Source organism: Virgibacillus ainsalahensis (assembly GCF_055380755.1).
Genome location: NZ_AP043943.1, coordinates 417186 through 435856, shown reverse-complemented (window position 1 = coordinate 435856; position 18671 = coordinate 417186). Strand labels below are relative to the sequence as shown.

Genomic DNA, 18671 nt, shown 5'->3' with positions numbered 1-18671 from the left:
TCACTCCTTCCGTATAGCTTTTAATATCTTATTCAGCCGAAAATGAATAAACTGTTTCAAAAATTCCTTTCTTATATCGGAAATAAGAGGAAATTGGTCAATATAGTAATTATAAGCATCCACGTCAAATAGCTCTAGCCGATTCTCTACTATCTTTATTTCATCGGGGTAATGAGCATTACAATAATGAAGCACTTGATTAGCATTTAATCGAGGCTGCTTATCTTCAATAATTCCAGCTTTTACTCTCATTTTTTTATAAAACTTGTTCATTTTCGTGTCATTAACAATCATTCGTTCTAGCTCATGATCCGGAAGCTGCCACCCAAGAGATGCACCATTATCATACAAGGGACCGAAAAAGACTTTATCCTCTTTAAAAAGAAGTTGCCAGTTATATGGATGTCTATCTTGGTTGCCAATTAATATATCGAAAACGTTCATAGTGACAAATTCATTTTTCATAATAGGATAGTAAGTAAATCGTTCTATTAAGGAGAATGATTTACTTATTAACTCCATACTTTTCAATTCACTATACCCTAGTTGATTATATTCCTCTCCAAATTCTGAAGCTAGTAATGGGCCACCTGGCTCACCCAGATCAACCTCATATTGATGTAGAAAATGAAGCATTAAGCAGCCACGCTTTCCGTTTCGGTAAGCTATTTCTGCCTCAACAGTCTTCAAACCTAATAATTGCCCTATTTTTGCTGCAATCACCTCATTTATATCCTCCCAATTAACACGAGTCTCATCGAATTCTCTTGGATATTTCATTATATATTCCATATCGCCTGGAGAAAGAAGTTCCTCTTTTTCTAATGTACTTTTTTCACCATGATTTACAAATACCCAATCCGAAATATCTTGCATGATCCCGTGTCCCCACTTTTTAAGTTATTAATAAATAATATTCACTACTTACATTTAATCAAAGTATACTTTTGGGTTATTGATTATTCAATTTTTATTAACCGACTTCCAGTTAATTAAACCGAACTCGCAGTCAATTGTTCATTCTCCTATTAATATATATAATTTATTATACCATAGTTCAGAAGCAAAGATACGGTTCTCAAGAGGCAAACTCTCCCCTGCGCCCCCACCGAGTCCTGTGCTTATGCTATTTCGGGCTCTGACAATGCTTCTATCGGACTTTCCTACTGCTCGGATGGCTGTTCCGGGCTCTGATAGCAGCTCTCTCTTTCATCTCATTTGTTTTGTAATCGTCCCTTCTCCAATCAGACTCATCTGCTCTTCCACCACTGGAATGATTTTAGCCTTCTCCAATGCGGCGGGGGACTGACCCATTGGCCTCGTCTTTCAGCCATCAGATAATCTAATATAAATATTTCATACCAAAACTATATCTTTTAAAAAAATCGCATAAAAAAGGAATCAGTCAAGGTACATGCTGATTCCTTTTATTTGATAGACGCTTATGAAGTGAAGTTCTCTTTTTTCACTATCTCTTCGCTCATTATCTCTACTAGATGGTCACCGAATTGCTCTGTAGAAAGATTTCCTCCAAGATCTTTTGTTTTATATCCCTTGGACAATGCCTGCTCTACTCCAACTTCTATCAATGAAGCTGCATGCAAAGCATTATGATCATCGTTTCGGATTCCAATCCATTCCAGCATCATTTTCGCTGAAAGGATCTCAGATATAGGGTTCGCTAGATTTTTACCAGCTATGTCAGGGGCTGATCCATGTGTCGCCTGTGCCAAAAGAAAAGATTCACCAACATTAAGCCCCGGTGCCAATCCCAGGCCCCCAACTAAACCAGCAGCCTGATCAGAAAGAATATCTCCAAACATATTGGTTGTTACAATGACATCAAAGTCTTCAGGCTTTTGAACAAGGTGCATGGCAAAGGCATCTACATGATGATCATCAATAGACACACTTGGATAGGATTCACCTATTCTGTGACAACTGTCATAAAATAATCCACAGCCTTCTCGCAACACGTTTTTTTTGTGAACAATTGATAGTTTTTTATGCCTTGACAAAGCCAATTCAAAGCCAACTTTCGCTAATCTCTCCGATGCCTGCCTCGTAACTACACGAAGGGAAAGAACCGTATTAGAATCTGTCATGAATTCACCAGTATTATAGAATAGATTGCGATCTGCATACATTCCTTCCGTGTTTTCCCTTACGATTACAAGATCTACATCTTCATAACGAGAGGCTACACCTGGGAATGATTTTGCTGGTCGTATATTTGCATATAAATCAAGGAGCTTTCTTAATTTACCGCTTGCATTTACCATTTCTGGATGATTTGTATCATATGAATGCGTCGTCAATGGACCTAAAATTCCTGCATCGCATTGTTTTAACCCTTCAATGGTTGCTTCTGGTAGCGTCGAGCCCTGCTGGTTAAAGGAAGAAAGCCCTATTGGTAAATAATGATATTCAATATTTAAATCCTCTAAAACATCTCCTGCAAATTTTAGGACCTTTGTCGTCTCTCTTACAATTTCAGGACCAATGCCGTCACCTTCCATAACAGCAATTTGGTAATTCCCCATCAAACTCCTCCCTCTTTAAAATATTTTTGTTATCGAACCGCTTCTGTGGAATTACTCTTGATATATGTTGCTGCAGATTTTCCGGCAATTTTTCCAAACACCGCTCCTGACATTAATCCGGAACCACCTGGGTAATTATGATAAAAGAGGTTACCAATCATTTCTCCTGCAGCAAAGAGCCCAGGAATTGGTGCTTGTTTTTCATTCAATACTTCACTTAATTCGTTCACATGAAGAGCGCCAAACGTAAAAGTAATCCCACATGTGACCGGATAAGCGTAGAAAGGCCCTTTTTCATAACGAAGTGCCCAATTTGTTTTCGGAGGAATAATCCCTATTGTCGACTTTCCGTCTTTAATGCTTGGATTGTACTCCCCTTCTTGCACCGCATTATTATAATCCTTGATCGTTTTTAAAAATTCTTCTTTATCTGTGTTCATTTTTTCCGCTAATTCTTCAATCGTATCTGCTTTGATAAGCGTAGCTTCTTCCAGATCATATTCTTTGCGCAATAGTGAACGAACTTGTGAATCAAATAGCTGATATGCAAGTTGATCGGGCTGCTTTAATGTCTCTTTTCCATACTTGGCATAGGTATAATTTCTGAAATCTGCTCCTTCATCTACGAAGCGCTCTCCGTTCTTGTTAACAATGAGTCCAAGAGGGTAGGAAGATTTTTTATAAATATCTCCTGGTTTATCAAAATCCCCTACAGAAGGAGCATTATAGTCAGTTGTATGTGCATGACATCCATCCCATTGGCCACTTGGCTGCGCTCCGACTGCAAAAGCCATATCCAAACCGTCTCCTGTATTGTATTCTGTTCCTCTAACAACTGCATGCTCCCATTGGTTACCAATGTATTTCATTCGTTTTGCTTTATTTGCTTCAAATCCCCCACATGCTAAAATTACAGAATTGGCAGGAATTGTTCGATGTTCTTTACCTTTTTCTTCCACCTTTAATCCTGTTATTATATTTTTTTCCACCTCTAATTTCACAGCTCGGGTTTCATATACAATATCAATATCCATTGCCTCTGCTTGTGCTATTAATCGCTCTATTAATCCAATACCCTTTCGATGTGTTTTTACTGGTAAGCCTCCCCAAAATTGTTTCTTTCCATCTTTCTCAAAGACCTGATTTTCATTCAGTTCAAATGCTACTCCTTGATCTTTCATCCACTTAATCGTTTCATATGATTTGGTAACAAGCTGATTTGCAAGTTTTGGATCACTTTTTCCTTCTGTTACTACCATCAGATCATTGTAAAAGTCTTCATTTTCATAAACGGGGATTTCAATATCCTCTCCCTCACCGTTCTGAAGTTCGGGAATGATATCAGTAAGCGCCTCTTTATCCTTATACGCAAAGCGAATTGCTCCGTCCGTAAAAAAGGAATTTCCTCCCCGTTTATGTTTAGGGCCTTTTTCCAAGACGAGAACCTTTGCTCCATTTTCCCTGGCAGAAATAGCTGCACACAAAGCAGCATTTCCTGCTCCAACTACAACTACATCATATTTCTCTTGCGTATTTTTCATATATATCCCTCCACTAAATAGTTTCTTTTTTTCTCTGTTGAATAGAAGCATCTTTCCTTAGTACAGTTGCGGGCAGATAGGCAAACCCATCCATTAATCGCCGTGATGTTCTTTCCACTGCAGACCGGCTTACAAGATGCTCGCCGCCGTCATGATTTACAACTACACTAAAATCCATGGTGCCTGTAGGATGACCAATGGTAATATCCCCTTTTCCACTGTATTTACTTATCTCATTTACCACTGTCCCTTCTATAAGAGCAGTGACAGAAGCGCAAATCCCCCCGGTTACGGCAAAAGCTTTATGCATTTTGCCCATGGCCATTGCTCTAGCTGTAAAATGAACTTTTTCTTCCTCTACTTTAACTCCATTGATCCCCTGATAAGATTGAGCAGGTGATACAAAAATTATTTTCGGTACAGATTGAGAAATAAGCTTAGCTTCTTCTTTCGTTTTCACCAACCCTATCAAACAGGCCCCTGCAGCGCGTATTTCTTCTAATATTTCCAATTGACCTGGACGGCTTTCTATTTGTTCAGGGGTTTCAGTTCCAGTAAGCCCCAAATCGGAAGCCCTTACAAAAACAGCAGGAGTTGCTGCATCTACAATACTGATATCAATCGTTCTTCCATCATTTAAAATGATGGTATCCTTTGGATTTCCTGTTGGCATTACTTTTCCAGTTGAAGCTCCTCCGGAATTCACAAAGTTAAGCATAATTTTCGCTCCTGGGTTTGGGACGCCTGGAATATAACAGTTACCTGTCGTCAAAGACTTACCATTTTTTACTGGAACCTCTGCTTCAATAATCTTTTGGGTATTCGTATTATAAATTCGAACTACCGTAACAGGGTCAAGTGCTGGTACAATGCCTTCATCTATTGCAAAAGGACCAACACCTGAAGAGATATTTCCACAATTACTCCGATAATCAATATGATTCTTATCTATAGATACTTGCCCAAATGTATAATCTATATCTGCATCTTTACGAAGAGATGGTTTAATAATGGCAACTTTACTTGTTAATGGGTCTGCCCCCCCTAAGCCATCAATCTGACGAACGTCTGGGCTTCCAAATAATGAAAGTATTACCTCTTCCCGATGCTTCTGATCTACAGGGAGTTCATTATCCATCAAATAAACACCTTTACTTGTGCCGCCTCTAATAATTGCTGCTTTAATTTTCTCAAAGTCCCGAACCATTTGCATCTACCTTTCTGGAAAATTTATTTCTGACTATAATGATACGGAAACCTTAACGATAATTAAAATATTGTTTTTTTATTATTTTTAATAAAATTTTTTTATGGATTGAAAAGAATTTAACATAAATTTTTACTGACAATGGATGACCTTTTCTTCCCTTTTAAGGTGGATTGGTTCATAATTAAAGAAACTCCCTATATAAGAACTTATAATAATAGGCAGGTGGTATCGCTTGAATGAAAAAGATTGGCTAATCCTCAAAACATTAAATGATGAAAGAAACATTACGAGAGCTGCTGAAAAACTGTTCATCTCTCAACCTGCACTCACATACCGCATCAAACAGTTAGAGGAAAATATGGGGGTAATCATCCTATGGCGAAGCAAGCGAGGCGTTAAATTCAGTACGGAAGGAGAATATCTAGTAAATTATTCGCTTCGGATGCTGAATGAGTTGCAAAAAGTTAAAGACCATGTCGTTAATATTAATAATTCCACTGAGGGCACCATCCGACTAGGAACCTCCAGTAATTTCGCTCGCTTTGTACTTCCTGATATTTTAAGGGATTTTACCAATAAATATAAAAACATCCAATTTTCTCTATATACTGGTATAAGCCCTGAAATAGTGAGAATGTTAGATGATGAGGATGTCTACGTCGGTATTGTTCGGGGAGAAAATAAATGGGAGGAAAGACAATTAAAACTTAAAGAAGAAACAATTTGTATCATCTCTAAGTTTCCCATAAACTTGGTTGATCTTCCTTCTCTGCCTAGAATAACTTACAAAACAGATTCAGAATTACAACGGATCATTGATAGATGGTGGCAACGGAATTTCACTACTCCACCAAATATCACCATGCATTTAGATAATATTGAAACAAGCCGCAAATTGGTCCAAAATGGATTAGGTTATGCAATAATCCCAAGTATTGGTCTTAATGAAATGGAACAAGATCTATTTATACAGCCTATAAAAAATAAAGATGGTGATCTAATACTCCGTAACACCAGTCTGATTTATAAAGATAATTCCCTTAATCTTCCTGTTGTTAAAACCTTTATTCGTTTTTTAGAAGAACACTATGCAGAGTGATCGTATAGCTAACCAGGTCATCCAATACTTTGTATGACCTGGTCTTTTTACTTTCACTATTACCACCCCATTAAGTTAGCTGGCCAATGTAAATTCATATAGATATCGCCGAAAAGATACATACAACTAAAGGCTATTATTACAGCCATTATTACTTTCCACCATTGCCATCTTGTCACGAAAAAAAGGAATGCAGCAAGAAAGGCAGATGATCCTACTTTAAATCCGACCAGATAAATGAACCATAACAATAACAGCATCCATCCCATATACATTAGGGCACTTAGCAAATGTGGGTGAAATGGCAAAGCACCTTCTTTTTTTCTTGAAAATCTGATACTGCTAAGCACTAGATCCACTATTACAAAGATAAGGGCTATAATGGATATATATAAAGGGAAATATTTAGCCCTTTCGTTAAACGTTGTTGCTTCAACAGCAAGCCATGTAAAAAGCAAAGCAAGCAGGATAGTAAATATCAGGTTAACTTTTGATTTACTTATACTCATCCGGTAGTTCCTCCATTATTCGACTTTAATGTGTCTTCTTTCTTATTAAAGTAAATGCCTCCTGCCACAATCAGAATAATTAACACTCCAATTATGATTACCCCCGGTCTTGTAAGCCAGCCAATATCGTATCTAGACATGGAAATCCACAAGTAACGTTCAGTTGCTGGGGCAAGAACAAAACCTATTAACATTGGAGCTCTTGGCCAATCTAGCCATGTCATCAACCACCCCAGTATTCCTATAGCCACTAACGCAATTAAATCTCCCCAGCTCGAGGAACTTTGAAAGGCACCTAAAAGGATAATGATAACTAGAAAAGGCACGAGCTTCTTTGCCGGTATAGCGCTGAGCCTGGATATTGGTTTACTTAGAAGCAAACAAGCAGCTGCTCCAATCAAATTCGCTATCACCAAGGTCCAAACAATCGAAAGCGTTAAAGGCAACTCATTTGTGACCATTGAAGGTCCAGCCTGCAACCCTAGTAATGTCAGCCCCCCTAACAAGATAGCAGTTGTACCGCTACCCGGAATGCCAAACATTAACGTCGGTATTAACGCGCCACCTTCCTTTGCATTATTAGAACTCTCCGGAGCAATAACTCCTCTTACATCCCCTTTTCCAAAATAGTTCTTTTTAGTTGTTTGCTTTGCAAATCCATAAGAAATCCAATCTACAACACTACCACCGACACCTGGGATAAACCCGAGTACAGAACCCAAGGCAGAACTTCGGATTACTAGCCACTTATTCTTTAAAATGTCTCTTAAACCTTTTGTCCACCCACCTAATTTAGGGATTGTCTTGGAGATACTCCGATCCTCCGCAAGCAAATCTATCATTACAGGAAAAGCAAATAATCCAAGAGCAAATACTGCGAGAGGAATCCCGTCGGATAAATACATTAAATCAAACGTATACCGGTATTCCGGTGTAGCTGGCGCACTTCCTATACTCCCAAGTATTAGGCCGAATAAACCAGCCAATACTCCCCGCAATGGGAAATTTCCAGCCAAAATTCCAACCATACTCAGACCCAATAAAGCCAACATAAATAGCTCCGGTGACCCAAACGCAAGAATGAGTGGTCGAATGACAGGGATGGAGAGATAGAGAACAACCCCTCCAATAGTTCCACCTATCATGGAGGCAAAGAATGCTGCACTTAATGCTCGGGATGCCTCCCCGTTTTGCGCCAATGGATGCCCGTCCATAATGGTAGCCTGAGACCCCGAAGAGCCGGGGACACCTAATAAAACGGATGGAAATGTATCCCCAGTATGCAATACAGCAGTCATCCCGATTAGAAGGGCCATTCCCGAAACAGGATCCATTCCATAAACAAATGGGAGAAGTATAGCCATTCCAACAGTGCCACTTAATCCAGGAAGAAGTCCGAGAGATAATCCTACTGCGATTCCTAATAACATAAATAAGAGTCTAGTTGGTTCCAAGACCATAAATAGCGCTTCAATTCCTGTTTCAATCATTGTTGTATCCCCCTTAAATCTTCTTTATTTCACTTATTCTATCGTGACACCATATTCTTCTTTAAGAAATTCCGTAACCCATCCTGTAACTTCACCTGAAACATTCAGCATATCATTGATAGCATGGTCTAACTCTTCGGTGGTATATGGCTCATATCCTCCAAGCACATCCTCACCTTCTTCCATAAAGGATGGTTCAGCAATCATCTCTTGTGCACCAACTTTGAGTGTTTCCTTAGCCTGATCAGGAGCATCTCCATGCAACCACAACACTTTTTGAATGGTAAAGGAAGAAGTCAAAAATGCTTTGTAAGCTTCCCACTCTACACCCGAAGGTTCTTCGCCATGTAACTCAACGTATATTTCTTTTACAGTTGGCAAATCCGGAAAAGCCGGATCCCTTACGATTTCCCCATTTTTCATTTGTCCAAATGAATATATTGGTTTAGCTGATCCCTGTTCAATTAGAGGTTCAACATTTGACTTATACGCTGAGGTAGTTTGATAATCAATGTTCGATTCACCTTGTTCAAATGAAACACGTGAAGGACCCCTTCCTTCATAGCCCATATTTGCTTGTACATCTATTCCTAATACCTCAAATGAGAGCAAAGTGACCAAATCTAAGCCTGTTGCACTTATCCCTGCATACACGAGGGGCTCAGAATTATTTTGTATATCATCTGCAATTTCAGGTGTAGAGTATACGACTCCTCCGGTTGGGAAACCTACAATAGGTTCCAATTCATTTAAATCATATTGAACAGCGGAATGACCTAATAGAAATGGGGTATGTGTAGAGGCACTTGTTGTTAACGCATTTAACCCATTTGCTTCCTTCATATTTACGTATTCATTTGTTCCTGTAATACTTTGTCCACCAGGAACGTTAAGTACTTGAAGATCAGGATTTCCTTCCGTATGATCTGATAGATAAGGTGCGATAAATCTTGCAAAGACATCTGTACCGCCCCCCGCACCGTATGGAACCAACACTTCCATCTCTCCGCCATTATAAATATTCCCACTGGATTCAGCTGACGCCTCTTCATCAACTGGTTTAGGTTTACAAGCAGTTAAAACGATTGGAAGCGCTATCAAAACTAGAATAAAAATAACGTTCTTAAAGTTAATCATTTTTGTCCCCCTCTAATTTTAAAATTATATCCGAGTCTCTTTACCTCCATAAGTATACCTCCATTTTTTGATTAATTTAAATGTTAGTATAATAATAGTGATAAAACAAATATTAAAAATTTATGAAAATCATAAAAAATATTTATGATAGGGGGACACAGGGACAGGTTCATCGTCCCATTTCTCCCTGGCTTAGGGAGGAAGTTACTCCTTTTATTATGCAGACAAAGGAGTGGAAACTTGAAGAAAAGAGAAGCAAATCTATTTAGATAACTTGACCTTTCACTAAACTCTTGTGGCGAAACGCCTTATTGAACTTATGCAGTAATTTTGGCAGATTCAGAACCCCGCATGGCGTAGTATCCAGCCTTTACTCTGGGACAAGGTACCTGTCCCTCCGTCCCCCCATGATGACGTAACCGAAGCAAAATAAGCAAGCCATCAAGAAAACACAATATTCTATCCCCTTTTTGTTTTATAGGGGGTAGTATTAACTTATAATGAGAATAAACATTAGAAAACTTGGCTTTTGACAAGCTTTTGTGGCAAAAGCCTTAGTTGCACTTATGCAGTAAGATCGTATTATACTTTCTTAATTGCTGAGAAAGGACGGGGATGCAAAATGAATACGGAATTACTTTATGGAAAAGAAGGTCTATCACTGGATTTACCCGACAATTCTTTTATTATCGAACCGAAAAACCTGCCAGAACTAAATCATGTAAAAGAAGAGATACAAGACTCACTTCGCAATCCGATTGGCACACCGCCATTAAAGGAATCCGTAAAAGCTACGGACACCGTCTCCATCGTGATTAGTGATATTACAAGACCGACACCAAATCATATATTAGTACCTTTATTAATAGAAGAATTGGATCATGTGCCTTTGGAGAACTTTGTAATTATTAACGGGACTGGAACGCATCGTGATCAAACGAGGGAAGAATTTGTGCAAATGCTCGGGCCTTGGGTCGTGGACCATATCCGAATTGTGAATAATCATTGCCATGATAAGGATACACTTGTCAATCTCGGTAAAAGTAAATTCGGCTGTGATGTTTATCTTAATAAAAATTATGTTGAATCAGACTTTCGCATTGTCACAGGCTTTATCGAACCACATTTTTTCGCCGGATTCTCAGGAGGCCCCAAAGGTATCATGCCAGGTATTGCCGGTATCGAGACAATCATGACCTTTCATAATGCAAGAATGATTGGGGACCCCCTTTCCACGTGGGGAAATATGGTGAATAATCCAGTCCAGGATATGACACGTGAAATAAATGGCTTGTGTAAACCTGATTTCATGCTAAATGTCACGCTAAATCGGGAAAAAGAGATTACCTCCGTTTTCTCAGGGGAGCTTTATGAAGCACATGACAAAGGCTGCGCATTTGCCAAAGAACACACAATGTTCCGCTGTGAGGAGCGATTTGATGTCGTAATCACGTCCAATTCCGGCTATCCACTCGATCAAAACCTCTACCAAGCTGTAAAGGGAATGAGCGCAGCACATAAAATTGTTAAGGAAGGAGGTTCTATTATTGTTGCATCTGAATGCTCAGACGGCTTACCCGATCACGGAAACTATTCCAAGATCTTTGACATGGCAGACTCGCCACAAGGATTACTGGATATGATCAACAACCCGGAATTTAAAATGTTCGATCAATGGCAGGTACAAAAGCAGGCAGTCGTGCAAGTCTGGGCAGATGTTTATGTCTATTCCAAACTGACGGATGAGCAAGTGAAAAGCACCATGCTGAAGCCAACGCATGATATTGAACAAACAATCGAGCAATTAAAGGAAGCGTATGGGGAAAATATGACAATCGCCGTTCTTCCGCTGGGGCCCTTGACGATTCCGTTTGTAGAGGGGACACAGGGACAGGTCCATCGTCCCATTTCTTCTCCTTGATTGAGAGAGGAAATTACTCCTTTTATGATACAGACGCATGAATCGAAACTGGAACAAAGAAAAGCAAACCTATATTGAAAACTGGGCCTTTCGCTAAGCTCTTGTGGCGAAAGGCCTTCTTGTACCTATGTAGTAAGCAATGATTCTGGAAGATCCAGAAACCTGAATTGTAGCTAGCCTTTAGCTTTCTGGGACAAAGTATCTGTGTCCTCTCTATCGTACATTTCAACTGCTCTAACGGCTATCCCGGGCGCTGACAATGCTTCTATCGGACTTGCCAACTGCTCGGATGGCTATTTCGGGCTCTGATAACAACTCTCTCATTCATCTCATTTGTTTGTAACTGTTTTCGTCTCTGTGTATGCTTTCTTACTGCCAAGAATTCCTTCCATGATTATCCCCCCCTTCCAAAAAGGAAAGAAGAACGGCAACCAACCATCCTCACAATATTCAGTTGCTATCTTATCTTCCTATGCTTTTACTCTATCAATCTTCGACAAAGTTCGGGAAGTGACAGGCGCCACGAACTTGGGACAAGGTACCTGTCCCTCCGTCCCCCACTTATTTTCCGGTGATTGAATAATCTTCTTTAATGTCGTTGATGTGGAGTAGGACTTGGTCTCTGCCATGGTAAATATGCTCATGCATTGCGACACGGGCGCGCTCCATGTCCTGTTCCTCAATTGCCTGAAGGATCGTGCTGTGGGCCTCTAGGGATTTTCGCATTTGTTCTTCATTAAACCAATAGAAAGAACGAAATATCAACGGCAAAACGACAACTTTGGAAATGTGGTTATGAATATGCTGATTTTGTGAAGCTTTTACGATACCATCATGAAATTTGCGGTTGATGTCCAGTATGTCCTCAATTGTTGACTCACCGGTTTTAAAATGTTCATTGATTACCTGTTCATAGTATGCATTGGCTGCTTTCATTTGTTGCAGATCCACTTCAGAGCGGTGAATGGAAGCCTGAGCAGCCGCGTACCCCTCTAGAAGCGTCCTTACATCGTAGATTTGTCGAATATCTTCTTTTGTATAATGACTGACGCGAACCCCCCTTTTCATGGAGACGGTTAGTCCTTCTGATTCCAATTGTTTCAGTGCCTCGCGGATTGGTGTACGGCTTATTTGGAACTTATTGGCTAAAAATTCTTCAGTAAGCCGCATTTTTGGAGGAAATTCGCCATGTAAAATTGCTTTTTTTATATACCTATATGCATTCACAGTAAAACACCTCTTTCTTATTGTATATAAATGGAGGGCACTCATCAATTTATATTATCTGTTTGTATACAATGAATCAAATTAACACCTTAAATAGAGTTATTTTCAAATATATATTGTGTTTTTGTATACAAGTTGTTAAGATGATATAAATAAAACAAAATATTTCTATTTATTGAATAATTTCAACGTTGGCTGTTGAATATTTGTGCAGCACAGTAATATTTAACGAACAATAGCTGTTTTTGTCTAAAAAAGGAGTGTAGGATAATGGGACAAAGTTTAGAAGGAGTTAAAGTGTTGGAATTGGGCAGTTTGATTGCCGGTCCTTTTGCAGGAAGGATGATGGCGGAATTTGGAGCAGACGTTATAAAAGTGGAACCGCCGGGAAAAGGAGATCCACTAAGGGATTGGCGACATATCTATAAAGGTACTTCCTTGTGGTGGAGACTGCAATCAAGGAATAAAAAGTCGATCACTATTGATTTAAAAAGCGAAGAGGGACAAGAAATCATTCGATCACTCGTCAAGGAATGTGATATCCTTGTCGAAAATTTCAGACCAGGCACAATGGAGAAGTGGAATTTGGGATATGACACACTATCTGCGATCAATCCCGGTTTAGTGATGGTTCGGGTTTCTGGTTATGGTCAGACAGGCCCTTATCGTGATAAAACTGGATTTGGCAGTGTGGGTGAATCGATTGGCGGGCTTCGTTACATAACGGGATCTCCTGACCGGCCGCCGGTAAGGGTCGGAGTCAGTCTTGGAGATTCCCTTGCTGCAATGTATTCGGTAATTGGCGCGATGATGGCACTGTATCATCGTGATGTTCAAGGTACAGGAAAGGGACAAATGATTGACGTCTCGTTATACGAATCGGTATTTAGTCTTATGGAGGGATCGCTACCTGAATTTGATAAACTCGGCGCCATTCGGGAACGAACCGGGTCATCACTGCCAGGTATAGCACCTTCAAACACCTACCAGTGCAAGGATGAGAAGTATATCGTCATTGGCGGGAATGGGGATACTATTTTTAAACGCCTGATGGAAGCGATCGCAATGCCTGAGTTAGGGGAAGATGAACGTTTTCAAAGCAACAGTGGAAGAGCTGCTCACGCAGATTATCTCGATGAAGTTATAGAAAATTGGACGAAAACAGTTGATTTGGAAACGGCATTGCATGTGCTTGATGAGAAAGGGGTTCCCGCCGGTCCAATTTACAGTATCAAAGATATTGTGAACGACCCTCATTACTTGAGCAGAGGAATGATTGAGGATTTTAAAATGAATGAAGAAGAGTCATTGAAAATACCTGGAATTGTACCAAAAATGAGTGAAACCCCTGGGGGAACAAAATGGCTCGGACCAGATCTTGGGCAGCATACAGAGGAAGTATTAGAGAATTGGCTGGACTATAATGATAAAGAAATTTCCCGGCTGAAAGACCAGGGAATCATTTAGAGGAGGAGTGACAATGAAGGCCATTGATATACAGGAAGTCGTGACACGAGACGGTTTGCAAATGGAGGATCAGTTCGTACCGACCGAGAAAAAGATTGATTTAATTAACCGGCTGTCTGCTTCGGGGGTTGATAAAATTGAAGCAACCTCCTTCGTATCCCCTAAAGCCATTCCTAATCTAAAGGATGCGGCGGATGTCATGCTGGGGATTGACCGAAAGCCCGGGGTTACATATACCACCTTGATCCCGAATGTGAAAGGTGCAGAGCGTGCTGCTGCCTGTATGGTTGATGAGGTGAACCTGGTTGTTTCCGCCAGCGAATCACATAACCAAAAAAATGTTCGAAAAACAGTGGAAGAATCTTTTTCCGGGTTTGAAGATATCGCCAGCTTCCTGGCCGGAACCGGGATTCGTATCAATGGGTCGTTAGCAACCTCCTTTGGCTGTCCATTCGAAGGTAACGTAGCTGAAGACAGGGTACTGGGGCTGATTGATAAGTATCTGGAATTGGGAGCGGACGGCATCACCCTTGCCGATACAACTGGCATGGCAACACCCAAGCAGGTTTTCGAACGCTGCAGAAAAGTACTGAACCGGTGGCCGGATTTACCCCTAACGCTGCATTTCCATAATACCCGTGGCATGGGCCTGGCGAATGTAATAGAAGGAATCCGGGCAGGTGTGACGAGATTTGATGCTTCGCTAGGCGGTCTGGGGGGCTGTCCATTCGCCCCAGGAGCTACAGGAAACATTTGTACGGAGGACCTTGTACATATGCTTATCTTTATGGATTATCATGTAAAAACCGACCTCGAACAACTGATTTCAACATCTAAATATTTGGAGACGATTTTGGGACATGAGGTGCCGGGACAAGTTATAAAAGCTGGTAAAATAACAGATTTGCATCCGGTGTAAAAACAAGAGGAGAAATGGGGAATGGATATTCAACTCCATTTATTCAGAATATTAAGCATTTAAGGAGGGATACGTATGCACCAATCAAAGAAAGAACCGATTAAATACGGAAAAATATGGATTGTGTTTGGGATTTTACTTGCATTAATTACTCCGTGGTATTTCCCGGCGAGCTTTGGAGAAATTCTAATTCTTGGAATACCGCTTTGGGCCGTCATCATTATTATTGCATCTATCCTGTTGTCTGCTTTTTTATCCTATGTCATCAACAATTACTGGATGGTGGAAGAAGAGAACGAAGAAGATGAGAAGAAAGGAGCGAATTAAGTTATGGATTTGGCATTCTCCGGCTGGTCCGGTGTAGTGATTCTGTTAGCATACGGTTTGATCATGCTCGGGATTGGCCTGGTGACCTATCTCAAAAACAGGAATATTCATCAAAGCCTGGATGAGTACTATCTTGGCGGCAGGGGCCTAGGCACCATGGTTTTGTTTTTTACCTTTTTTGCGACACAATATAGTGGTAATACCGTTATCGGCTACCCGCCCTCAGCTTATCGCCAGGGGTTTGAATACTTAGTATCTGTTCCATTTTTTATTATGATTATTATGGCGTATCTTTTATTCGCTCCAAGGTTATACACCATGGGCAAAAAATATAAATTAATTACACCAGCCCAGTGGTTTGAAAAACGATATAAATCGAAAGCCGTTACGATTATGGCATCATTGTTGATGCTTTATGGTCTTGGCAATTATTTGCTGGAGCAATTGGTGGCAATCGGACAGGGTGTTTCCGGATTGACTGGAGGAACGATCCCTTATCAAGCGGGGGTTATATTTTTTGTCGTTATCATGTTGATTTACGGATGGCTTGGCGGCATGCGCTCAGTTGCTTACACGGATACCATGCAGGGATTTGCTCTATTAGTGGGTGTCTTTTTGCTTTTGATTGGGTCGATTATTTATTTTGGCGGATTACCAACGTCAGCCGATTACCTGCAAGCATATTCCCCCGAAAAATTGGGAATTCCTGATGGGCCAGGTATAGTGAACTGGTTGAGCCTGCTTCTGTTGATCGGAATTGGCGCTGCCGTTTATCCTCATGCGATTCAGCGCATATTCGCAGCCAAAAGTGAAAAAACACTAAAGCGCTCGTTCAGCAGAATGGCATGGATGCCTTTTTTTACCGCAGGGGTCGTATTTCTTATTGGAATTATAGGTATTAATGCATATCCAGGATTATCTACCGGAGAGTCCGAACAGCTGGTAGGAATGATGGCGAGTAATATTGCTAGTCAAAATGTTATCTTCTATTGGGCTATGATTCTCTTATTTGGCGGGGTGATTGCAGCAATTGTATCTACCGCTGATTCTGTATTACTGACATTCTCGTCAATTATATCCAACGATTTATATGGAAATTACATTAATCCTAATGCTTCCCAGCATAAAAAATTGCTTGTTGGCAAATTGGTAGGTGTCGTCGCTGTCGGTATTCTGATTCTAATTGCGTGGTTCCCCCCTGCAACGCTCTATCAGATCTTTATATTGAAGTTTGAACTGCTGATTCAGATTGCACCTGGTCTAATCCTCGGATTATACTGGAACCGCCTGAACGCTAAAATTGTTTTTGCCGGAATGGTGGCAGGTACATTAGTTGCTTCAATAATGACAATTTTCGATCTTTCTTTACTTGGCTTTGCCAGTGGATTATGGGGACTTCTCCTAAACACAATAATCTGTGTGGTCGGCAGCCTCGTAATGACTGTATCCGAAGCAGAAGAAACCGAAGCAAAAGAAGTTATCGCGATGTAATGGGACACAGGGACAGGTTCCTTGTCCCATTTCTTCTCCTTGATTGAGAGAGGAGATTACTCCTTTTATGATGCAGACGCATGAATGGAAACTGGAACAAAGAAAAGCAAATCTATTTAGAAGGCCTTTCGCTAAACTGTTGTAGCGAAAGGCCTTATTGTACTTATGTAGGAAGCAATTACGCTATCATTCATTTTGATATTTTTTAAGAATAAAAAGACCAATTGGCTCTAACACTCCGTCTAAGCCATGGAAATATATTGGGACTCGTGCCTGTCCCTTTGATCCTTATATTCAAAAGGTAAAATGAGAGCAATTATCAATATTTTCTGGGGGAAAGTCGTATTTCCATAAAAGACAAGATAGGTTAGTCCCGTCATGAGAACACCTCAGCCTAACCTAATACATTGTGGACCAAGGTGCCTGTCCCCATGGTTCTTGGGAAAACCGTTAAATTTATATTAACTCATCATCAATCTTAATTGTTCTTTATCGTTTAAGACGTCAGCAATATCAACGGCTTGGTTCAACTCGCCAATAATTGAAATGTTGACTTTACGACGAGGTAGCGCTTGGGAATGAATATTTTCAATTTTTGCTTGGTAGTTGCATTTTTTTGGATGATTTCATACATCCACCCACTATAAAATGCAGGGATGTAGCCTAACTTCCTTCGATAGCCGCTCGTTTCATAGGAAAATGTGTAAATTCCATCTTGATAAAGCAACTTTCCTACGTGGTATCGTTGACGAGTCTCAACATTTTGCCAAATTAGCCATAGTTCAAATGGTCTTTTTCTCATGCTTTCACACCCCCTTCATACCAATTAATAATCCATTCTATTTTGCGGATTATCCGGATTCGTTCCAGGTTTAAGTAACCAGAATTTTTTCCATGTCCCTGAGGCCTCGCCTTTGATATCAATTTCCCAGAGCGAAGTATCAATCATTTGCCATCGCTCCTTCAACTAAAGTAACTGCTATCTATAAGTAGATAATTTATATGATTCATTGTCACTCAGAACCTTAAAAACATCGATTACATGTCCAGTCTTTTCAGGTTGAAATGAGATTATTTCGGATCATCTTATTCATTGTTTAATCCCCCCTACCCTCCCTCCTTAATCAAGAAGTGACAGGCACCTAATCTACTGCAGATATGTCATCTCTTCAACAAACTTCCTATACTTCTGCCTCCTCTCCACTAAATCACCTTAAAAGAAATCAAAAATAACACTAGCATTCAACAGATGGGCTTCGGCGTATGTACGTAATACCGATAACTGCTCCATCGATAAACTTCCGGTTTGGTGACCATCCCAGCATTATAAGGATTTAAATGAATGTACCGACTTACTTCCAACATGCCTGTCCCTGATCAATGATTTAGTCATAATTCGCTTGTCAGGACACATGGCATTGTTCTTTGTATTATAATAATCGGCCGTTTGTTAATAAGGGACATCACTTTGGAGATGGGGTGAGCTTTGTAACGCATTTACAGGTGAAAATGATTGGTCATTAAGCAGTACGTAGCGAAGCTGAAATGGGCTTTTCTTATGGATGGCCGCAAGCATCTATCTCAAATGAGGCAATATGGGAATCTGTGATGATACGCCGATCCCAATCGACAAAGCCACAAAAAGGAATGACTTATAGCTGGAATAATATTACTCTTTAAAAATTGCACCTTGATATTTGAATAAGTTTACTTTTAATTAACATATATCCACAGGTTTTTATTACTATATTCGACAATCATTAGAAAAAACACACAACTTTTGAAGGGTA

The 18671-nt window shown here is 40.1% G+C and carries 16 protein-coding genes; 6 read left to right on the top strand and 10 right to left on the bottom strand.

Annotated elements, in window-relative coordinates:
* The 4 genes from ACZ427_RS01960 to ACZ427_RS01945 all read right to left on the bottom strand — a co-directional run bounded on the left by ACZ427_RS01960 (position 1) and on the right by ACZ427_RS01945 (position 5297).
* Positions 1-876 (bottom strand): HipA domain-containing protein, encoded by an 876-nt coding sequence (locus tag ACZ427_RS01960; RefSeq protein ID WP_461179182.1) that lies wholly within the window; start codon positions 874-876, stop codon positions 1-3.
* Between the two features lie 566 nt (positions 877-1442).
* Positions 1443-2543, bottom strand: a complete 1101-nt coding sequence (locus ACZ427_RS01955; protein ID WP_461179183.1) for an isocitrate/isopropylmalate dehydrogenase family protein — start codon at positions 2541-2543, stop codon at positions 1443-1445.
* Between the two features lie 29 nt (positions 2544-2572).
* Entirely contained in the window at positions 2573-4084 is a 1512-nt protein-coding gene (gene tcuA / locus ACZ427_RS01950) for an FAD-dependent tricarballylate dehydrogenase TcuA (RefSeq protein ID WP_461179184.1), read from the bottom strand.
* A gap of 13 nt (positions 4085-4097) precedes the next feature.
* Positions 4098-5297, bottom strand: a complete 1200-nt coding sequence (locus ACZ427_RS01945) for a PrpF domain-containing protein (RefSeq protein WP_461179185.1) — start codon at positions 5295-5297, stop codon at positions 4098-4100.
* A 229-nt stretch (positions 5298-5526) separates the two neighbouring features.
* Here ACZ427_RS01945 and ACZ427_RS01940 point away from each other — a divergent pair, with 229 nt between their 5' ends.
* A complete protein-coding gene (locus ACZ427_RS01940; RefSeq protein ID WP_461179186.1) occupies positions 5527-6393 on the top strand; it encodes a LysR family transcriptional regulator in 867 nt (288 codons plus the stop codon).
* Positions 6394-6452: 59 nt separating this feature from the next.
* Here the strand turns inward: ACZ427_RS01940 and ACZ427_RS01935 are convergent, their stop codons facing one another.
* Genes ACZ427_RS01935 through ACZ427_RS01925 form a run of 3 tightly spaced genes read right to left on the bottom strand, consistent with a single transcriptional unit; the run spans position 6453 to position 9529 of the window.
* A complete protein-coding gene (locus tag ACZ427_RS01935) occupies positions 6453-6902 on the bottom strand; it encodes a hypothetical protein (RefSeq protein ID WP_461179187.1) in 450 nt (149 codons plus the stop codon).
* The gene (locus tag ACZ427_RS01930; RefSeq protein ID WP_461179188.1) at positions 6899-8392 is read right to left on the bottom strand and encodes a tripartite tricarboxylate transporter permease; all 1494 of its coding nucleotides are present in this window, start codon (positions 8390-8392) and stop codon (positions 6899-6901) included. Before ACZ427_RS01930 ends, ACZ427_RS01935 begins: the two co-directional genes overlap by 4 nt.
* A 33-nt stretch (positions 8393-8425) precedes the next feature.
* Entirely contained in the window at positions 8426-9529 is a 1104-nt protein-coding gene (locus ACZ427_RS01925; RefSeq protein ID WP_461179189.1) for a type 2 periplasmic-binding domain-containing protein, read from the bottom strand.
* Between the two features lie 622 nt (positions 9530-10151).
* Between ACZ427_RS01925 and larA the strand changes: the two genes are divergently transcribed.
* A complete protein-coding gene (gene larA, locus ACZ427_RS01920) occupies positions 10152-11450 on the top strand; it encodes a nickel-dependent lactate racemase (RefSeq protein WP_461179190.1) in 1299 nt (432 codons plus the stop codon).
* Positions 11451-12011: 561 nt separating this feature from the next.
* Here the strand turns inward: larA and ACZ427_RS01915 are convergent.
* Positions 12012-12620, bottom strand: coding sequence for a GntR family transcriptional regulator (locus ACZ427_RS01915; protein WP_464883508.1), 609 nt, complete (start codon positions 12618-12620; stop codon positions 12012-12014).
* 327 nt (positions 12621-12947) lie between these two features.
* On the opposite strand from ACZ427_RS01915, the gene ACZ427_RS01910 reads away from it, so the two are divergent.
* The 4 genes from ACZ427_RS01910 to ACZ427_RS01895 all read left to right on the top strand — a co-directional run bounded on the left by ACZ427_RS01910 (position 12948) and on the right by ACZ427_RS01895 (position 16881).
* Complete coding sequence (locus ACZ427_RS01910) at positions 12948-14144, top strand: CaiB/BaiF CoA transferase family protein (RefSeq protein WP_461179192.1); 1197 nt, start codon at positions 12948-12950, stop codon at positions 14142-14144.
* A gap of 13 nt (positions 14145-14157) precedes the next feature.
* Positions 14158-15063 (top strand): hydroxymethylglutaryl-CoA lyase, encoded by a 906-nt coding sequence (locus ACZ427_RS01905; RefSeq protein WP_461179193.1) that lies wholly within the window; start codon positions 14158-14160, stop codon positions 15061-15063.
* Between the two features lie 75 nt (positions 15064-15138).
* Complete coding sequence (locus tag ACZ427_RS01900; RefSeq protein ID WP_461179194.1) at positions 15139-15390, top strand: hypothetical protein; 252 nt, start codon at positions 15139-15141, stop codon at positions 15388-15390.
* 3 nt (positions 15391-15393) lie between these two features.
* Positions 15394-16881 carry a sodium:solute symporter family protein gene (locus tag ACZ427_RS01895; protein WP_461179195.1) on the top strand — a complete coding sequence of 496 codons (1488 nt, stop codon included), beginning with the start codon at positions 15394-15396 and terminating at the stop codon, positions 16879-16881.
* A gap of 526 nt (positions 16882-17407) precedes the next feature.
* Here the strand turns inward: ACZ427_RS01895 and ACZ427_RS01890 are convergent.
* Positions 17408-17683 carry a hypothetical protein gene (locus ACZ427_RS01890; RefSeq protein ID WP_461179196.1) on the bottom strand — a complete coding sequence of 92 codons (276 nt, stop codon included), beginning with the start codon at positions 17681-17683 and terminating at the stop codon, positions 17408-17410.
* A gap of 24 nt (positions 17684-17707) precedes the next feature.
* A complete protein-coding gene (locus ACZ427_RS01885) occupies positions 17708-17830 on the bottom strand; it encodes a hypothetical protein (RefSeq protein WP_461179197.1) in 123 nt (40 codons plus the stop codon).
* Between the last annotated feature and the right edge of the window lie 841 nt (positions 17831-18671).